Source organism: Klebsiella sp. GB_Kp047 (assembly GCF_040065235.1).
Taxonomy (GTDB): Bacteria; Pseudomonadota; Gammaproteobacteria; order Enterobacterales; family Enterobacteriaceae; genus Klebsiella; species Klebsiella quasipneumoniae.
This window is the reverse complement of the sequence record NZ_JBEAJG010000030.1, coordinates 27187-46292: the sequence shown is the minus strand read 5'-3', so window position 1 is coordinate 46292 and position 19106 is coordinate 27187. Positions and strand designations below refer to the sequence as shown.

The window sequence follows — 19106 nt, the reverse complement described above, 5'->3', positions numbered from 1 at the left end:
GGACTTCGGTCCTGCTTTTCTCTATTCGTGAGGCAAAGATCGTATCTTTCGAAAACCTTCGCGCTTTTTGTCGCAAACGGTTGGCAATTCGTTGTTCTCCCGTTAACCTGATAGCGGATTTCCCTTCAGTAATCACAATGGAACCTCGTCATGTTTGAGAACATTACCGCCGCCCCAGCCGACCCGATTTTAGGTCTGGCCGATCTGTTTCGTGCCGATGACCGCCCTGAAAAAATTAACCTCGGAATTGGTGTTTACAAGGATGAAACTGGTAAAACACCCGTTCTGACCAGCGTCAAAAAAGCAGAGCAGTACCTGCTGGAAAATGAAACGACTAAAAACTATCTGGGCATCGATGGTATTCCTGAATTTGGTCGCTGCACCCAGGAGCTGCTGTTCGGTAAAGGCAATGCGATTATCGCCGATAAACGCGCCCGCACCGCGCAGACCCCGGGCGGTACCGGTGCACTGCGCGTCGCCGCAGACTTCCTCGCCAAAAACACCGACGTGAAACGCGTGTGGGTAAGCAACCCGAGCTGGCCAAACCATAAGAGTGTGTTTACCTCCGCCGGGCTGGAAGTGCGTGAATATGCCTACTACGACGCGGCTAACCACGCGCTGGACTTTGATGGTCTGCTTGCCAGCCTGAACGAAGCCCAGGCGGGCGACGTGGTACTGTTCCACGGCTGCTGCCACAACCCGACCGGTATCGATCCCACGCTCGATCAGTGGCAGACGCTGGCGCAGCTGTCGGTCGAGAAAGGCTGGCTGCCGCTGTTCGATTTCGCCTATCAGGGCTTCGCCCGCGGCCTGGAAGAAGATGCTGAAGGGTTGCGCGCCTTTGCTGCTCTGCATAAAGAGCTGCTGGTCGCCAGCTCCTACTCGAAAAACTTTGGCCTGTACAACGAGCGCGTCGGCGCCTGCACTCTGGTCGCCGCCGATCAGGAGACTGTAGACCGCGCATTCAGCCAGATGAAGTCGGTGATCCGCGCTAACTACTCCAACCCGCCTGCGCACGGCGCGTCCGTGGTGGCGACCATTCTGAGCAACGATGCGCTGAGGGCGATCTGGGAGCAGGAGCTGACCGATATGCGCCAGCGCATTCAGCGCATGCGACTGCTGTTCGTCAACACCCTGCAGGAGAAAGGCGCGAGCCGCGACTTCAGCTTTATCAGCAAACAGAACGGTATGTTCTCGTTCAGCGGCCTGACGAAAGAGCAGGTGCTGCGTCTGCGTGAAGAGTTCGCCATTTATGCGGTCGCGTCCGGCCGTATCAACGTGGCCGGCATGACGCCTGACAACATGGCGCCGCTGTGCGAAGCCATCGTCGCCGTGCTGTAAGCAATATTATTCGATATCAAGAAAAAGGCCGCGAATGCGGCCTTTTTATGTTCGCGTCAGGTGGGTTACCAGACCGGCATCTCATCCTGCAGGAACGGGTTGTTGCGGCGTTCCTCACCCAGCGTCGACAGCGGACCATGGCCGGGAATAAAGGTCACGTCATCGCCCAACGGCAACAGCTTATCCTTAATGGCCGCGATCAGCTGCCCATGGTCGCCGCGTGGAAAATCACTGCGCCCCACCCCGCCTTTGAAAATCACATCCCCGGAAATGAGCAGTCGGGAAGCGTCATCAAAGAAGACCACATGACCCGGCGTATGGCCTGGGCAGTGCAGCACCCGCAGCGCCACATTCCCCACATTAACCACGTCGCCTTCATTAAGCCAGCGATCCGGACGCAGCGGCTGGCAATCCTCCAGGCCGAACATCCGGCTTTGCGCCGGTAAGCCTTCCAGCCAGAACTCATCTTCTTTTTCCGGACCAATAACCGGCACGCCATAATGCTCCGCCAGTTCCGCAGCGGCGCCGACGTGATCGAGGTGGCCATGCGTCAGCAGAATCTGCATCAGCGTGACGCCAGCCTCCGTCACCACCGCTTTGATACGTTCAGCATCGCCGCCAGGATCGACCAGCGCGGCCAGCCGGGTTTGTTCGCACCAGATAAGAGAACAGTTCTGCGCGAACGCGGTAACCGGAATAATACGATAGTTCATGACGCTCCTTTCGTTACCAGTGCCTTACGGGACCGGTATCAATATGCACAAAGTTACTACGTGGGTAATATCCTACACCACCTGCGCGCATAGATAACGCCGCTTTGCGAATATTGCTTAACGAAATACCTTCAATATGGAAATCCATTGCCTGCCCCTTGGTGTGATAGCTGTGTTTTGCTACACCACGGCTTCGTGCGCGAAGCTCATCATTGGTATCGAGGGAACGATAGCCAGAGATAAGCTGGACAGGTTTGTTGGTGCCAAGTAGTCCCTGCAACCGATAAAGATGATCGAACAGATTTGGATCGATGGACTTAATTTTATTCGCGCGGTAATCACGGAAAAAATGGTTAAGTCTTGCTAATTCATCCTGAATATAGCCTCTGCCATCGAAAAACTCCGCCTTGAGTGATTCACCAGTATGCAGGTTATTCAGCGTCAAAATACGCGGACGGGGGGTCGAGAGGGTGGCAAATGCCGGCGCAGGGAGAATGGCGGCAGCACCCAGCGCAGCACCACCCAACGCCAGCAATCTGCGGCGATTAGCGTCAAATTTGTCCATGATAATCAGGTCTACAGTCAATGAATCGTTATATACTTTTTCCGCCTTGCGCGATGCAGAACCTCAGCACGCCATCGCTCGCCACAGCCGTGATGCAGCCCGGCAAAAGAGAGCGTTCGCGCTGACCGCGCCACGCATTGAGCGGAATGATATGTATATGCACTTCTGGCGCACGAAAGGCACCTTACCGGGCATTATTGCCAACGTCAAGGCAGCCTCACCCCAGGAAAATCGGGCGCTGCAGAGGAGCAGCGCCCTTTTTTACCCAGTGCTAGGACAACAAAATCCATTGAACTACTTCATTTACCTGATTAATTGTTCAGCTTTCGTCAGAATTTGTGCGCTGGATCGCGCGGTGATATCGTAATTGTAAATATCTGTTCGATATTGTGTACGTCCATCAGCGTCCACAAACGCCGTTAAGTAATATAAATTCACCGGTATATTTTGCCGAATATTGACATAGCGCGTGTCCCCTTGCTTCAGGGCATCAGAAATACGCGAGTCATTCCAGCCCGCATCCTGCAGCAGCATATTGGCCAGCTCCGAAGCCTTATTCACCCTCACACAGCCGGAACTGAGCGCACGAACATCCTTCTGGAACAGATTATGGTTCGGCGTATCGTGCAGGTAGATGGCATCGGAGCTCGGCATATTGAACTTGTAGCGTCCGAGCGAGTTACGCGCCCCGGGCGCCTGCTGGAAGCGGAATGGTAAGTTGTTCTCGGTGATGGTCGACCAGTCAACCCGATAAGGATCGATGGTCTCTTTACTGTTCCAGCCGCGCATCACGGTGTAGCCATGCTGCTCCAGATAGCCTGGATTGTTACGCACCTTCGGCAGGATATCTTTGCGCGCCAGGGTTGGCGGCACGTTCCACGGCGGATTGACCACCACGTTATTCAGCGCGCTGCTCATCATTGGCGTTTTGCGGTCCGGACGCCCCACAATCACCCGCGAGGCCAGCACCTGGCTGCCGTCCTGGTAATAGACCAGCGAGAACGCCGGAATATTGACCATAATGCCGGTGGATAGTTTGCCGGGCAGTAAGCGTAAACGCTGAATATTCAGGGCCAGCACCCCTGCGCGCTGCGCGGAAGAGACGTTGAGCCAGTCGCGAGTCGACTGGCCGATGACGCCATCCGCCCCCAGCCCCTGCATCGCCTGGAAGCGCTTAACCCCCTCCACCAGCTGGCGATCGTACACGCCGCGCGCCGCGGGTTTGCTCTTTTTCTTCGCCGACGGGCTCACCACATCGCCAGGCAGAACGATATTGGCGGTATTGTCCAGCATCCCGGTACGCTGGAGGATCTCGCGCAGGGCACCGATATCATTGCTCCATTCGCCGGGGCGCAGCGAGCCGCTGCCGGTCATCTGCGGCCACGGGCGAGAATCAGCCACCAGCGCAAGCAGCGACTGATGCATGGCTTCATACTGCGGATGATGCGGCGCCAGGCCGGCGATAAACGCCGGCAGGGAGCCATTGTCCAGCGCCAGCTGCCACTGGTTAATCACCGACAGCGGCGGGGTCGCCATCTTGTACGGCGTTGAACTGTACAACCAGCGGGTCCCCTGGGTGGGGATGCCGCTGATAAAGTGCAGATAGCCCATCATGGCGTCCGACAGCACCACATCGCGCGCCATGCCGCTGACGGCGGGATCGGTCAGCAGACTGACCCAGGTGGTAAACTGCGGCTGAAAACCGGCGATGGCGATCTCCGCCAGCTGCTGCTGGAACGCCTGCACCGCCTCGCGGTTTTCCCACATCGGTTTCATATCCCTGGCGGCGTACAGCGACACCAGCGGATTCATAAAGACGGGTTTATACCCTGCCGGCAACAGCGCCTCGATCTGGGCGCGACTGTTTGCCGCCGTCGCCATCGACAGCGGCTGCTCACCGGCCAGCTTCGCGACCGCCGGCGATTGCCCATCGCTTTGCGCCAGCGCGACAGAGACCTCAGCGGGCGTCGCGGAACTGTCGCCGGGTACGACTTCAGGCTCTTCGGCCTGGACATTGAACAGCGGAGCAAATGCCAGTGCCAGGCTCAGGCTGAGCGCTGACAATGGACGACCATACCGTTTCTTTAGCAACATCCCTTGCCCCCTGTTGTCACACATTGCAGCCCACAAAATTGGGGCTCTTTTTCAGTATATAAAGACGAAAAGGCTTTTGCCTTACCTAATGTAAAGAAGTTTAAAGATTATACCACCCTGACATGCCGGGCTGGATAGAAAAAAAGGGCAACTTAACGTTGCCCTCTTCACCGCTTAACCGCCAGAATGTAGCCGCAGCCTCAGGAGGCGTCGGCCGTTCCCGGCAGCGCTTCCGGCAGCGGCGCGGCAAACCCGCGCAGCCCCACCACGTGGACGTGTTCGTGATTATTGAACACTTTACGCACCAGTTTATAGGTGGTGCCTTTCTCCGGACTGATGTTCTCCGGCGCCGCGATAATCAGCTGCATCTCCAGACGTTCGCACAGCTCGAACAGCGTGGCGATGGAGCGGGCATCGAGACGCGCCGCTTCATCGAGGAACAGCAGACGGCAAGGCGAGATATCCTTGCCGCGCAGCCGGCGGGATTCATCTTCCCAGCTCTGGACGACCATCACCAGAATCGACATCCCGGTACCGATCGCTTCCCCGGTGGACAGCGCGCCGGACTCCGCGCGCAGCCAGCCGTCGGAGCCGCGGTTAACTTCCACTTCCATCTCCAGATAGTTGCGGTAGTCGAGCAGCTCTTCACCGATGGTTTGCGGCGTGCGCTGCCCCATGTCGATCTGCGGATTCAGGCGCTGATAGAGCTTAGCCAGCGCTTCCGAGAAGGTCAGGCGGTTGCTGTTGAAGAGATCCTGATGCTGTTCATGCTGCTCGGAGAGCACATCGAGCAGCATCGAATGGGTCTCACGCACATTGACGTTCAGACGCACGCTGTTGACCTGGCCGAAGGAGACGCTCTGCAATCCCTGATTGAGCATCCGGATACGATTCTGCTCACGCTGAATGGTTTTGCGAATAATGTTGGCCACGCTGCGGGAGCTGATGGCCAGCTTCTGTTCGCGGTTTGTTAGCTCTTCGGTCAGGCGGCTGAGCTCAATCTCCATCTGCTCGATCGCTTCCACCGGATCATCGGTGCGGATAATATCCTGGCGGATACGCTCGCGCAGATGCTGGTAGACGGCAACGAAGAACTGAATTTTGCGCTCCGGACGCTTCGGATCTTCCGAGATACGCAGCACGTCGCGCAGATGTTCGTTATCAGCGACCGCCAGACGCAGCGCACCGAGCGCCTTATCCGACATGGAGCGCAGCTCGTCGGCGGAAAGATAGGCCAGCTCGCGACGGTGCAGACGACGCTCGACGCCGTTGTCTTTCACCAGGCGCATCACCGCGCACCAGCCCGCCTTGGCGGTCACCACCTGCTCGCGCATTTCGCAATAATCGCGCTCTAACTTGCGCAGTTTGCGGGTCAGGTTGTCCATTTCCGCTTCGCAGAAGGTCAACGCTTTCTCCAGCTGATTGCGACGGGAGCGGTTATTGCTCAGTTGCATGTGCAGCTCATCGCGACGCGCACGGGCCCGCTCTTCCGCGCCGGCATCGGCGCGTACGCCAATGTCCTGCAGCTCTTTATACAGATCGTTAAGCAGCTCTTTCTTGGTGTCATACGAGCTCTTCAGCGAGGCCAGCACCTGATTGTACTGGCTAAGCTGCGCCGCATGGGCACGCATCGCGTCGCGCGCGCGGCTGCGTTCGGTTTCCGCCTGCTCCAGACGCTGGCGCAGCTTCTCGTTGAGATCGCTGTTGCCGCTGAGCATTTCCGCCGAATCGGAGTAGCTGAAGTGGGCCCGGCGCTGGACGACTTCCGCCAGGGCAAAAGCCTGCTGGCGCGCATCGCGCTGGGTCTGCTGCGCATAGGCGTAATCTTCTTTCAGCTGCTCAAACTGCTCCGGATCGCTCTGCAGCACCGAAACAATAGGCTCCAGCTTCGCCAACTGATTGCCGTGCTGCTGAATAAAGCGCGCGGCCTCCTGCGCTTCATCCAGACGTTCCTGGATCTCGTCCACGCGGTCGGCCAGCGTATCATCCGCCAGCAGATTCAGGCGCGGCAGCAGGCGGTTAAGCGCCGACACGCCCTCTTTCGCCTGCTCATACTGCACGCGGTTCTGTTGGTTATCGCTTTCATGGGCGCTCAGCGCGCGCTCCAGCTCGCCGCGGCGGCTGTTGAGTTTGCGGATCTCTTCTTCCGGATCGTCCTCGAAGGCCACCGCCAGATGGCTGCCGATGAAGCGGCTAAAAGCCTGATGCAAACGCTGTGTTTTCTGCACGTCAAACGACAGGGTCGCAAAACGCTCGGACAGCGATTCACGCTCGGCATGCAGGGTTTCAATGCGGTTTTCACGCGCGGCGCGGCCAAACAGCGGCAGCGACGGAAAGCGCGAATAACGCCACTGGCGGTCGGCAATCTTCACCACCACCGCTTTTTCCAGCTCGTCCACGCTGAATACGCTATCGTCAAAGGACTGCGGATCGCCTTCGATCAGATAGAGATCTTCCGGACAATCCTCCAGCCCTTCAAGCTGCTCGGCAACCTGCGACAGATCCGGCACCACGATGGCATGGCGCGACGGACCGTACAGCGCGGAGAAGTACGGCGCATCGTCAAGGCTGACATCATCGTAGATCTCGGACAGCAGAACGCCGCCGAACCGTTCCGCCAGCGCGTTGAGGCGCGGATCTTCCGAACCGCCCGGCTGGCTGAGACGCTCGATTTCTTCGTCGATGGCGCGCTTGCGGGCGCCGACCTCGTCACGTTCAACGATAGCTTCGCGCTCGCGCTCCAGCAGCTGCTGCAGGTATTCGGTAACCTCCTGGCCGGACGCAAACTGCTCGCCGCTCTGCTCGCACAGCTGGTTAAGGCTATTCTGCGCCGCCAGCCAGACCGGCGCCCGGCGCATCAGCGTCTGAGTGCGCGACTGCAGCTGCTCCAGCTCCTGGCGCAGGGTCATGCGCTGTTCCTGAGCGTTAGAAACGCTGTCGGCCAGCGAAGCGATGCGCGCTTCCAGCTCCTGATGCAGCGTTTCCAGATCGTCGATATCGTAGCGTTTGCCCTGGCGTTTGCAGAACTCAGCCAGCTGGCGCTCGGCGTCCTGCTGCTCGCGCAGGCGCTGCTCCAGCTCGTTGAGGCGGCTGCGCAGCCCCTGCGCCTGCTCGGCCTGGTGGCGCTGGTTCACGCCGTCGCGCAGCAATTCGCGCGCCACGTCCCAGGCTTCATTGCGCGCCAGCGGGCCGTTAATCGCCGCCACCAGCTGGTAGGCCTGTTCAAACTGGCTGTGCGCGGTTTGCGCCACGCTCATTTTCTGTTCCAGCGACAGCATTTTCTCCGTCGCTTCCTGCTCTTTCGCCTGGAAGGTTTCCAGCCACTCGTCGGCGCTCTCCGGCGTCAGGTCCGGCAGATGGCACAGCGCCTTCGCGCGCTCCAGCGCCTGCAGCGCCTGGTGATACTGAATGGCTCGGGTCTGCTGCACGTCAAGCGCCTGCTGATAGTCGGCGAGCTGGTTTTTCAGCTCATCCACTTCCAGCTCGGCGGCCTCGGCGCGGGCTTCGTTCTCTTCCTGGCGATCGATGGCTTCCGCCACCACTTCGTTCTGCTCTTCCAGACGGATCTGCAGCTCGTCAAGATCCGCTTCGTAGCGCTCGATTTTTTCCTGCTGACGCAGCGCGGTCTGCACCAGGTTCAGGTGATCGCTGGCGGCCTGGTAATCCGCTTCCAGATCGCCTTCTGCGCCGTTATGCTCCTGCAGCTCGCGCGCCATGTCGACGTGCTTATACTGCTCCGCCGCCAGTTGCGAACGCGAGGTAAAGAGATCGCGACGATACTCCAGCGCCTTATCAAGATGAATACGCCGCTCGTTGGCGTGACGCATATAGTCCGCCGCCACGTAGTTGGTGGCTTCGCTAATCAGATGTTTGAACAGATCGCGATCGGACTGGGTGACGCGGATCGCCTCGAGAGTCATGCGGTTTTCCCGCAGCGCCGCTTCCATATCCTGGAATGCCTTACGCACGCCGCTGTTTTCCGGCAACAGGTAGTCGCGCAGCGAGCGGGTAATGGTGCTGGAGATCCCGCCGTATAGCGAGGCCTCGATCAGGCGATAATATTTACTTCGATCGGAGGCGGAACGCAGACGGCGCGCCACCACGCCCAGATCGAACATCAGCGAATGATACTCGGTGATCGAGTTGAACTGCTTAAACTGGACCCCTTCCATCGCCTCGAGCTTTTCTTTCAGCTCATTGAGACTGACTACGCGCGCCTGGCGATCGTTCAGCGTTTCGGTTAACAGCTGGGTCGGCAGGATAGAGGTGGGCAGCCCCTGAATGGCGAAAGGCTTGATATCGACTTTGCGATCGCGCCCGGCAACCTGCTGCAGGCGCACGCCGACCACCACGCGCTGATGGCGGGAGTTGATAACGTCGAGCACTGAGTAACAGACGCCGGCGCGCAGCTTACCGTGCAGGCCTTTATCGCGTGAGCCGCTGGTGGCCCCCGCTTCGGTGGTGTTACGGAAGTGCAGCAGGGTTAAATCGGGGATCAGCGCCGTGACGAAGGCCGCCATGGTCGTCGACTTACCGGCGCCGTTCCCCCCGGAGAGGGTGGTGACCAGTTCATCAAGATCAAAGGTCCGGGCAAAGAAGCCGTTCCAGTTAACCAGCGTCAGCGAGCGAAACTTACCGCGTTCAATCATTACTCTTCCTCCCCGCTATCCGGCTGGTTCTCTTCATTCTCATCATTGAGCTGCAGGTGATTTTCCAGGGCCATCGCTTCCCCGTCGCGGATCAGGCGGCGCTGCGCCTCGCGCGGGTCGTCGCCGGCGCGTACATCGGCGCCAAAGCGGAATACCGATTCGGTAATGCGGAACTTACTGCTGTCGTGGCCCATAAACCACACCATCCCCAGACGGCGCAGGCGGTTTAGCGACGCGCGCATTTTTTCCTGCAGCTTCTGACGGTCCAGATCCGAACCGGTGGAACGGTTGTTGACCAGCTTCAGCAGCCTGGATTCATCCGCCAGGGTCAGCAGCTCGTCATACAGCTCCTGCTGGGTGAAAATTCCTTCGTTTGCCAGGCGCTCCGGGCTGAGATAGAGATAGCAAAGAATTTTGCCCACCATCATATCCAGTTCGGACAGCACCGAGCGTGAAATCAGGGTTGTGGAACGCGGGCGCAGGTAGAAAAACCCCTCCGGCGCGCGGATCAGCTCGACGTTATAGCGAGCGTAAAACTCTTCCAGATAATCCTGGAAGTCCATCAAAAATGCGTGATTATCCAGCTCGTCGAGGCCGATATGTCGGCCCGCGCGCAAGGCGCTGTCCAGCGCCGGAAATAACGGATTGGCTAACGCCTGCGCCAACTTAACCGGCATCACTTGTTCAATATTTGTCAATGACATGCGCCTGTACCTTGGCTCCGTAATCATTAATCGGCTGCCATTTGGCTGGCAGTCCGGTGAAATCTGCCTGGGCGACGCCCAGCTGTACCGCCTGATCCACGACGATCCGCGCCACGTCGAAGTGACGCCCGCGCGGATACTGCGCCAGGAACTCCCGCGCCACCAGGCCGAGATCCAGCGGTATTCCTTTCTCTTTATAGACCGCCAGCTGCGCTTCGATCAGCGCCGCCAGCTGCTCGCGAATTTCGTTAAACTCTTCAAATTCGAGGTCCGCCGGTAGCTCGCCGGTGACCTCTTCATCGCGCAGGGCCATCTCCTCGTCGCGCATATCCAGCAGACGGTCGGCGTTGGCGTAAGTCAGCGCCCACGGCTCATCAAAATAGGTCTGTACCGACTGGCGCAGACGCTGGGCGAAGACGCGGTTCTTATCCATATCGATAGCGGTACGGATAAACTTGTGCACGTGGCGGTCATAGCCGATCCACAGGTCAATCGCCTGTTGGCCCCAGCTGACGATGCGGTCGAGCTTGCTTTGCAGGTCGAACACCAGCCGGTCGACAAAATGGAGATCGTCGCGCGCCATGGTCGAATCCTGAATGCGCAACAGATTCGCCTGCAGCTTATCCCCCGCCGCATCCAGCGTATCCTGCAGTTCACGCAGGGTGCCGGAGGTTTCCGACAGCAACAGTTCACAGCTGGAAATCGCCGCGCGCCAGTCTTTGTTCAACAGCTGCGCGATATCGTCTTTCACCAGCTGCTGCTGCTCATCCATGATGCGCTGCGTCAGGTCGATGCTGTCGAAAATTTCCGCTACCGAATACTTCAGCGGGGCAAAAACGTTGCGATGCCAGTGAAACTCATCGCCGCCCTCTTCCGCGGCATCCGCTGCGCGCTTCAGCTCGCCGGCGACGATCGACAACTGCATCGAGAGACGCAGCGTCGAAAATTCGCGCTGCCGGATATAATAATCGGTGATCCCGATCCCCAACGGCGTCAGACGATAGATTGCATTGCCTTCGGTAATTTCGCTGGTAAAGCGGTTCAGCAGACGCTGGCGCACCAAATCGTTGATGGCGTTATTGGCGCGCTGGCTGATGGTTTCGCTGGTCTGCTCAAACGCATCACTCACGTGGCGGAACGCATCCACCAGTTCTCCCTCGCTCATTTCCCCTTCCAGCCGTTCGCCATTCAGGGTGGCGATCGCCAGCAGGAAAGAGAGTCTGTCGACCGGCAGCGAGATAGAAAAATCATTTTTCCTGGCCCAGGCAACCAGTTCGGGGACTGTCTGGGAAAATTCACTCATACTTTATCCTTGCATCTGCGGCTATGAGCCTGGCTCTTAAGCGCGGTGACATGAATATAACGGCCCAGGCTGAGGTACGGCTCCTGACGACAGTAGCGCGTCTCCAGCTCCAGCAGCGCCGCATAGCTGTCATGCTGTTGGCGTTTTTCACGCAGATAATCATGAAACACTCGCACGCCGGTTTTGCTGACAATCTGCCAGCCAATCTCTTCCAGCCAGTGATAAACCTGCTGCGGCTCACGCGGATAGTCCGGCGACAGCGTGCGTTTTTTCTTTTTTGGCATGCCCAGTTGTACGTAATCGTAATTACCGGCAACCATATTGTGCATCAGCAGGCCGTTAGCATTGTAGAACATCAACGACAAGCCGCCGCCAGGACGCAGCGTCGACCACAGGGTACGCAGCACCGCCTGGGGCTCCGCCACCCACTCCAGCACCGCATGAAACAGTACCAGATCGACCGGGCTTTCCAAGTGCTGCGCAATATCCTGAGCCGCGCATTGTACAAAATGCATGTTGTCGATCACACCTTTATCGACAGCAGCCTGGCGGGCGCGGGCCACCATTTCAGCGGAGAGATCGCACAGCGTCACGTGATGACCCAGTTGCGCCACTTTAATGGCCGTTTGCCCTTCGCCGCCGCCGGCATCCAGTACTCTCAGCGGCCCCGGCCCCAGCTGCGCCAGCAGCGGCTCCAGATCCTGCCAGAGGATCGCCTGGCGCAGCTGGCCTTTTGTGGTGCCGTAAATATTGCGCGAAAACTTTTCAGCAATGTCATCGAAATTGCGATCCTGCACGGGCGACTCCACAAGCCAACACAAAACCGCTATTTTGTCATACCCACGCCGAGAATGAAGCGATCTGTTATAAGATCCGAACATAACTTTGGTTATATGGTTAAAAAAGGAACCATCTGGCATGCTTTTCACGCTAAAAAAGATCGTCGGCGGTCTGCTGCTACCGCTTCCTGCCCTGCTGTTGCTGATCGGTATCGGGATCGCCCTGTTATGGTTCAGCCGCTTTCAACGTACCGGGAAGTTTTGCGTGAGCCTCGGCTGGCTGTTGCTGACGCTGCTGAGCCTGCAGCCCGTGGCAGACAGCCTGCTTAAACCGATAGAAGATCGCTATCCCACCTGGCGCGGCGAGCAGCCGGTGAGCTACGTGGTGGTGCTGGGCGGCGGCTATACCTGGAACCCGGAGTGGGCGCCTAGCTCTAACCTTATCAGCAACAGCCTGCCGCGCCTGACGGAGGGCATTCGCCTGTGGCAGGAGAATCCGGGATCGAAAATGATCTTTACCGGCGCGGCGGCAAAAACCAACCCCATCAGCACGGCGGAGGCCGGGGCGAGAGTGGCGGAAAGCCTCGGCGTACCGCGCAGCGATATCATCGTGCTCGATAAGCCGAAAGATACGGAAGAGGAAGCGCTGGCGGTGAAGGGCGCCATCGGCGACGCCCCCTTCCTGCTGGTCACCTCGGCGTCGCATCTTCCGCGGGCGATGATCTTCTTTCGCCATGCCGGTCTGGATCCGCTGCCCGCGCCGGCTAATCAGATGGCGGTCACGTCACCGCTCAATCCTTGGGAGCGGGTCATTCCTTCACCGGTGTGGCTGATGCACAGCGACCGGGTCGGCTATGAAACGCTTGGTCGCGTCTGGCAATGGCTGAAAGGCAGCTCAGGCGAGCCAGGGCAGGAGTGATTTTGCGGCGAGGTCGAAACGGGCGCGGTCAAAGCGCCCGGTATTGACCAGACTATCCACCTCATCCCACAGCAGATAAAGCCAGCGCCGCCAGACAAAGGCCTCGGAGACCGGCGCCTGCTGCAGGTAACGCCATAGCAGCTGCTCGGCCTGGCCCCCCTCCGCGAGACGGAACAGTTCGTACTCCCGCGGCGCCCACAGCATCATCCCCGGACCAACCATCGCCAGCAGCTGATCGCTGCGCGGATCTTTCAGCATGCTGCGCAGGGTGAAATTGCCGTGCACCAGTACGGCATTATCATTGAAATCGCGGAACAGCTCCGGCAGACACTCGCGCGAGCGGAACAAAACCCGCTTATCCTGCATGGTCAGACCGGTGTCCTGATACAGGTTCAGGGTGCTCCACAACATCGCCACCCGCTGCCGGTACCAGTTCGGCCACAGATTGTCCTGGGTATTATCGACCATCCCCACGCAGCCGCCGCTGTCCTGACGATGCCAGGCCAGCAGCGCCTCGACGATCTGCTCCTGCAGCTGTTCCCAGCGCGCCGGGGTGCGGGTGGGCGCCTCCACCGGGACGCCGCGCAGACGCTCAAGCAGCAGCACGTCCGGCCCGGGATGCTCTTCATGCGTCATCACGCCATAGACCACCGGCATGCGCACCGTACCGCTGCGCGCCAGAGTGGAGATCTTCCAGGCCAACTGCCGCGCCACGCCGGGGGTGGTGAAACTTCGCGCCAGCAGCGGCATCGGATTTCCCTGCGCGTCATACAGGGACCACAGCGCCGTAGCGGCTTTTTCACTGACACACTCCACCCGGCTCAGCTTTTCGCCAAGCAGGTGACTCAGTTCGGTTCGCAACTGTTCCATTGTCGATTACCCCTATGAACACTACTGATTTCATAATGAGCGCCCGCACCTGGGTTGTCATCGGATAAGATCAAAAATGGGCAAAAAAAGCGTAAAACCGGTGGGGATATCCCCTCCTGCAAGGAGGGGACAGAGGACTAACGCAGTTCAGCGCGGACGCGCGCCAGATCTTCAGGGGTATCGACGCCGGTGCCGGGCACTTCGGCCGCCACGGCGACATGGATCTTCTCGCCATACCACAGCACCCGCAGCTGCTCGAGCATTTCTATCTGCTCCAGCGGGCTTGGCGCCCAGCTGACATAGCGGCGAATAAAGCCGGCGCGATAGCCATAGATGCCGATGTGGCGCAGCAGAGAATCACCAATGGCGTCGCGGGAGTGGGCAAAGCGATCGCGATCCCAGGGAATGGTGGCGCGGGAGAAATAGAGCGCATAGCCCTGCGCATCCATCACCACTTTGACCGCATTTGGATTAAACGCCTCTTCCGCATCGTGGATCGGTACCGCCAGCGTCGCCATTCCGCTGGTGCTGGCAGCCAGATTCTCCGCCACCTGGCGGACGATAGCCGGGGGGATCATCGGCTCATCGCCCTGGATATTGACGATGATGGTGTCATCGCTGAACGCGCACTTCTCCACCACCTCCGCCAGCCGTTCGGTGCCGGATTGATGGTCGGCGCGGGTCATGCAGACCTCGCCGCCGGCGGCTTCAACCGCCCGGGCGACCTCTTCGTGATCGGTGGCGACAATAATGCGATCCGCGCCGGATTCGCGGGCGCGCTCCAGCACATGGACAATCATCGGCTTGCCGTTAATGTCCTGCAGTGGTTTTCCCGGCAGGCGCGTGGAGGCGAAACGCGCAGGAATAATGACCACGAAACTCATGAGTGACTCTCTTCTACCGCCAGCGGACGCGCTTCTGTCTCCAGCAGCACAGGGATACCGTCGCGCAGCGGAAACGCCAGACTATCAAGTTTGCAAATAAGTTCTTGCTTATCCTGACTGTAATACAGCTTACCGTTACAGACCGGGCAGGCGATGATTTCAAGTAAACGGTGATCCATGTTTCCTCCTGATGGACCGGATAGATTTCTCAGCAGCATAACACAGGAAGGTCGGCGCCGGGATCAATCGGCATCGATTTCCCACCCTTGCTCCTGGCCGACAAACAGCCCTTCCGGCAGGCGTCGACACAGGATCCGGTCTGCCGATTGCCAGCGTGCGAAGTCGTTGATCGCCCGGCGCAGCCCCTGCTCCAGACCACGGGTGATCTTCACCTCATCCTCCAGCCACAGGGCGAAGATCTCCAGCTCCCGGCTTTTGCGATGTATTTTACTGTCCATCCGCCCGACCAGTTTCCCCTGGTGCAGCAGAGGCAGTACGAAGTAGCCATACTGACGCTTCGGCGCCGGGGTATAGCACTCCAGGCGATAGCTGAAGTTGAACAGTTGCTCAGCGCGCTTCCGATCCCAGACCACCGGGTCGAAAGGCGAGAGCACGGCGCTATGGCTGGCGGTAAGTTTACCGCCGGGCGCGGACTCCAGCTGCGCCAGCGCGTCGCGATGCAGCCACATCTCGCCAAGCGCCTCCACGTCGACTGGCACAACCAGGCCCTCTTCCTGCCAGGCCGCCAGCAAACCCGGTAGCGCCGGCTGACGTAAACGATAGTAATCCGCCAGCCACTGGGGGCGAAAGATGCCGAGGCTGCGGGCGCTGTTGCGCAGCATGATGGCCTCCGCAGCGTCGCGGGGCAGCGCATCGCGCTCGTCGTCCCAGTGCGGCATCACCCGCCGGGTTAAATCATACACGCGGTGAAAGTTGCGCCGCTCCACCACCATCACTTCACCGGCGGTAAACAGCCCTTCCAGGTGGCGCTTATGCGGTTTCCACTCCCACCAGCCGCTGGCGCCTTTGCGTGGGTGGGCAAAATCCGCCGAGCGAACCGGTCCGTTTTGTCCGATATGCGCCACCAGCTCTGCAATACTTCCGGCATGCTCCTCCATCCACGCGCGATGATATTTCCAGCCCATCTTGTCGGGGTTCAACATTCGGTGGCGCACAAGGGCGAAATCGCTGCGCGGCAGAAAACAGGCTTCATGCGCCCAGTATTCCATCAGCTCGCCGCTGCGCAATGACTCATCCAGCCAGTGCTGCGGATAGCTGCCGAGGCGGCTGAACAACACCAGGTAGGGGCTGCGGGCCACCACGTTGATGGTATCGATTTGCAGCAGCGACATTTGCTGGATGGTGGAAAGGATGTCATTCGGGCGAGCGCGACGCCGGGGCTTTTTTAATAACCCCTGCGCCGCGAGATGGAGGTGGCGCGCCTCATTAAGCGATAGTTGCAATACCGACATGCAGCTTCTCCGTCAGGAATTCCAGCACAGCGGCGAGCAAAGCCGGCGCGTCGGTTAACGTTGCGCCAACGTCGCTAAGTCCGCAAGCAACCGCTGTGCGCGTTCATCGGCCATTATGGCGTCGACCGGTAAATACCACCAGTTCGCAGCGGCGAAATCGCGACATTTCACGGCGTCTTTCTCGGTCATCAGCAGCGTCTGCCCGGCGGTTACCAGAGCGGCGACATCGGCCTGGCTCAGCGCCTGATGGTCCGCCAGCGCCACGGTTTTGACCGGCTGGACGCCACAGCTTTCGAGGGTGGCGAAAAAGCGCGGCGGATGGCCGATGCCGGCCATTGCCACTACGTTAGTGAAGGTAGAGACATCGCGACGTTCGCCGGTGAGCAGGTTGACCGCCATTCCGGGACGCAGCTGCATCGGGATCTCTCCCGGACGCGACACGCCGCCGTTGACGATAATCGCATCAACGCTTTGCAAGCGCGATGCCCGCTCACGCATCGGCCCGGCAGGCAGCCACCAGCCGTTGCCAAAGCGGCGCACGCCGTCGATGACGACAATTTCCCGGTCCCGCGCCAGCTTATAGTGCTGCAACCCATCGTCGGTGACGATAATCTGCAGCTCGTGCGCGCTGAGCAGCGCTTTCACCGCGTCGCTGCGGAGCGGAGAGACCGCCACCGGCGCGCCGGTGCGCTGATGGATGAGCACCGGTTCATCGCCTGCCTGCGCCGTACTGGTCCGATCAGTTAATACCAGCGGGTAGCGTTCGGCTTTACCGCCGTAGCCGCGAGAGACCACCCCAACGCGAATGCCGCGCTGCTGCAGTTGCTCCACCAGCCAGATCACCACCGGCGTTTTACCGTTGCCGCCGGCGGTCAGGTTACCGACCACCACCACCGGCACCGGCGCGCGCCAGGCTTTTTTCCACCCCAGCTGATAGCTGAGGCGAATCAACGCGCTCACCAGGCCATACAGCCAGGAGAGCGGCAGCAGCAGGCGCCACAGCGGCGACTCACCGGACCAGATGCGCGCGATCATTCGCCGAATTGCATCTTATGCAGCTGGGCGTATACGCCTTTATGCTCCAGCAGGTCGTGGTGCGTTCCGCGCTCCACGATCCGCCCGTCTTCAACCACCACAATCTCATCAGCCTGCTCAATGGTTGACAGACGGTGGGCAATAACCAGCGAGGTGCGGTTTTTCTGCAGCTCATCCAGCGCCGCCTGAATCGCACGCTCGGACTCGGTATCCAGCGCCGAGGTGGCTTCATCGAGGATCAGGATCGGGCTGTTACGCAGTAGCGCACGGGCGATAGCAATACGCTGGCGCTGGCCGCCGGACAGCATCACGCCATTTTCGCCGATGATGGTATCCAGGCCATTGTCCATCTTGTTGATGAAGTCCATGGCGTAGGCCATTCGCGCAGCCTCTTCAATCTGCTCGCGGCTGTACTCTTCAGTACGGGCATAGGCGATGTTATTGGCGACGGTATCATTGAACAGGTGCACGTTCTGTGAAACCAGCGCTACCTGGTCGCGCAGCGAGCTCAGCTTGTACTCGCGCAAGTCATGGCCATCCAGCAGGATCTGCCCATCGTCGACATCGTAGAAGCGCGTGATCAGGCTGGCGATGGTCGATTTACCCGAACCGGAGCGTCCCACCAGCGCCACAGTTTTCCCTTCCGGGATATCGAGATTGATATTGCGCAGCGCGGCCACTTCGCGACCCGGATAGGTAAAGGTGACGTTCTCGAACTTGAGATTGCCTTTCGCCCGCTCAATGACGCGGGTACCTTCGTCTTTCTCCTGCTCGGAATCGAGGATCGCAAACAGCGTCTGGCATGCCGCCATCCCGCGCTGGAACTGGGCATTGACGTTGGTCAGAGACTTCAGCGGACGCATCAGCGCAATCATGGAGGAGAAGACCACGGTAATGGTCCCAGCGGTCAGGGTGTCCATCACGCTCGGGAAGCTGGCGGCATACAGGACAAAGGCCAGCGCCAGGGAGGCGATAAGCTGAATGATCGGGTCGGAGATAGACGAGGCGGAAACCATTTTCATCCCCTGCAGGCGCATTTTATTGCTGACCTTATCAAAACGTTTGGTTTCCACTTCCTGGCCGCCAAACATCAGCACCTCTTTGTGCCCTTTCAGCATCTGCTCAGCGCTGGTGGTGACCTGCCCCATCGTGTTCTGCATATTCTTACTGATATTGCGAAAACGCTTGGAGACCACGCGGATTGCTACCGACACGATCGGCGCCAGTACAATTAGGATCAACGACAGCTGCCAGCTGTAATAGAACATCATCACGAACAGGCCGATAATCGATGCCCCTTCGCGGACCACGGTGATCAGCGCGCTGGAAGAGGAGGAAGCGACCTGTTCAGAATCATAGGTGATACGTGACAGCAGCGTCCCGGTAGACTGCTTGTCAAAGAAAGCCACCGGCATGCCCATCATGTGGCCGAACAGGCGACGACGCATGGTCATCACCACTTTGCCGGAAACCCAGGAGATACAATAGCTCGAGATGTAGCTGGTGATCCCACGCAGCACCATCAGCCCGATAACCACCAGCGGCATCCATAGCAGCACTGAGCGATCCGTTTTACCAAAACCATCATCCAATAACGGTTTAAGAAGCGATAACATGAAGGTGTCACTGCCCGCGTTAAGCACTAACGCCACCGCCGCTACGATTAGCCCGGCTTTAAACGGTGCAATAATCGGCCAAAGTCGGCGGAAGGTCTGCCACGTGGAGAGATCTTTATCGTTCTGCATTCAATAAACCAGCTTGTGTTGAAATAGCCGCAT

General features: G+C 59.1%; 15 protein-coding genes. 2 read left to right on the top strand and 13 right to left on the bottom strand.

The features are described from left to right. Positions 1-150 precede the first annotated feature (150 nt). A complete protein-coding gene (locus ABLV76_RS11960) occupies positions 151-1341 on the top strand; it encodes an amino acid aminotransferase (protein WP_017899450.1) in 1191 nt (396 codons plus the stop codon). 65 nt (positions 1342-1406) lie between these two features. On the opposite strand, the gene ABLV76_RS11955 is transcribed toward ABLV76_RS11960, so the two are convergent. The 7 genes from ABLV76_RS11955 to cmoM form a co-directional block, all read right to left on the bottom strand. Then, positions 1407-2054, bottom strand: coding sequence for an MBL fold metallo-hydrolase (locus ABLV76_RS11955; protein ID WP_004201404.1), 648 nt, complete (start codon positions 2052-2054; stop codon positions 1407-1409). 13 nt (positions 2055-2067) lie between these two features. Further along, positions 2068-2619 (bottom strand): YcbK family protein, encoded by a 552-nt coding sequence (locus ABLV76_RS11950; RefSeq protein ID WP_004201403.1) that lies wholly within the window; start codon positions 2617-2619, stop codon positions 2068-2070. A 303-nt stretch (positions 2620-2922) separates the two neighbouring features. Then, positions 2923-4713 carry a L,D-transpeptidase gene (ldtD, locus tag ABLV76_RS11945; RefSeq protein WP_004201402.1) on the bottom strand — a complete coding sequence of 597 codons (1791 nt, stop codon included), beginning with the start codon at positions 4711-4713 and terminating at the stop codon, positions 2923-2925. Positions 4714-4913: 200 nt separating this feature from the next. Further along, positions 4914-9362 (bottom strand): chromosome partition protein MukB, encoded by a 4449-nt coding sequence (mukB, locus tag ABLV76_RS11940; RefSeq protein WP_348878326.1) that lies wholly within the window; start codon positions 9360-9362, stop codon positions 4914-4916. Then, positions 9362-10066: a chromosome partition protein MukE gene (gene mukE, locus ABLV76_RS11935; RefSeq protein ID WP_004150840.1), complete on the bottom strand. Its 705-nt coding sequence runs from the start codon at positions 10064-10066 to the stop codon at positions 9362-9364. Before mukE ends, mukB begins: the two co-directional genes overlap by 1 nt. Beyond that, entirely contained in the window at positions 10047-11369 is a 1323-nt protein-coding gene (gene mukF, locus ABLV76_RS11930) for a chromosome partition protein MukF (RefSeq protein WP_002898189.1), read from the bottom strand. Before mukF ends, mukE begins: the two co-directional genes overlap by 20 nt. Then, on the bottom strand, positions 11366-12166 hold the full coding sequence (gene cmoM, locus ABLV76_RS11925) for a tRNA uridine 5-oxyacetic acid(34) methyltransferase CmoM (RefSeq protein WP_348878325.1): 801 nt from the start codon (positions 12164-12166) through the stop codon (positions 11366-11368). Before cmoM ends, mukF begins: the two co-directional genes overlap by 4 nt. Before the next feature lie 121 nt (positions 12167-12287). Between cmoM and elyC the strand changes: the two genes are divergently transcribed. Continuing rightward, positions 12288-13067, top strand: a complete 780-nt coding sequence (elyC, locus tag ABLV76_RS11920) for an envelope biogenesis factor ElyC (RefSeq protein WP_064150387.1) — start codon at positions 12288-12290, stop codon at positions 13065-13067. On the opposite strand, the gene ABLV76_RS11915 is transcribed toward elyC, so the two are convergent. From ABLV76_RS11915 to msbA, 6 genes are all read right to left on the bottom strand, one after another. Beyond that, the gene (locus ABLV76_RS11915; protein ID WP_004201393.1) at positions 13044-13937 is read right to left on the bottom strand and encodes a YcbJ family phosphotransferase; all 894 of its coding nucleotides are present in this window, start codon (positions 13935-13937) and stop codon (positions 13044-13046) included. The genes elyC and ABLV76_RS11915 overlap by 24 nt on opposite strands. 137 nt (positions 13938-14074) lie before the next feature. Beyond that, a complete protein-coding gene (gene kdsB / locus ABLV76_RS11910) occupies positions 14075-14821 on the bottom strand; it encodes a 3-deoxy-manno-octulosonate cytidylyltransferase (protein WP_004201392.1) in 747 nt (248 codons plus the stop codon). Next, complete coding sequence (gene ycaR / locus ABLV76_RS11905) at positions 14818-15000, bottom strand: protein YcaR (RefSeq protein ID WP_004201390.1); 183 nt, start codon at positions 14998-15000, stop codon at positions 14818-14820. The genes kdsB and ycaR overlap by 4 nt, the downstream gene beginning before the upstream one ends. 63 nt (positions 15001-15063) lie before the next feature. Beyond that, the gene (locus ABLV76_RS11900) at positions 15064-16293 is read right to left on the bottom strand and encodes a winged helix-turn-helix domain-containing protein (RefSeq protein ID WP_064150389.1); all 1230 of its coding nucleotides are present in this window, start codon (positions 16291-16293) and stop codon (positions 15064-15066) included. A 54-nt stretch (positions 16294-16347) separates the two neighbouring features. Next, positions 16348-17328: a tetraacyldisaccharide 4'-kinase gene (gene lpxK / locus ABLV76_RS11895; protein ID WP_064150391.1), complete on the bottom strand. Its 981-nt coding sequence runs from the start codon at positions 17326-17328 to the stop codon at positions 16348-16350. Beyond that, positions 17325-19073: a lipid A ABC transporter ATP-binding protein/permease MsbA gene (gene msbA / locus ABLV76_RS11890; RefSeq protein ID WP_004201387.1), complete on the bottom strand. Its 1749-nt coding sequence runs from the start codon at positions 19071-19073 to the stop codon at positions 17325-17327. Before msbA ends, lpxK begins: the two co-directional genes overlap by 4 nt. Positions 19074-19106: the final 33 nt, after the last annotated feature.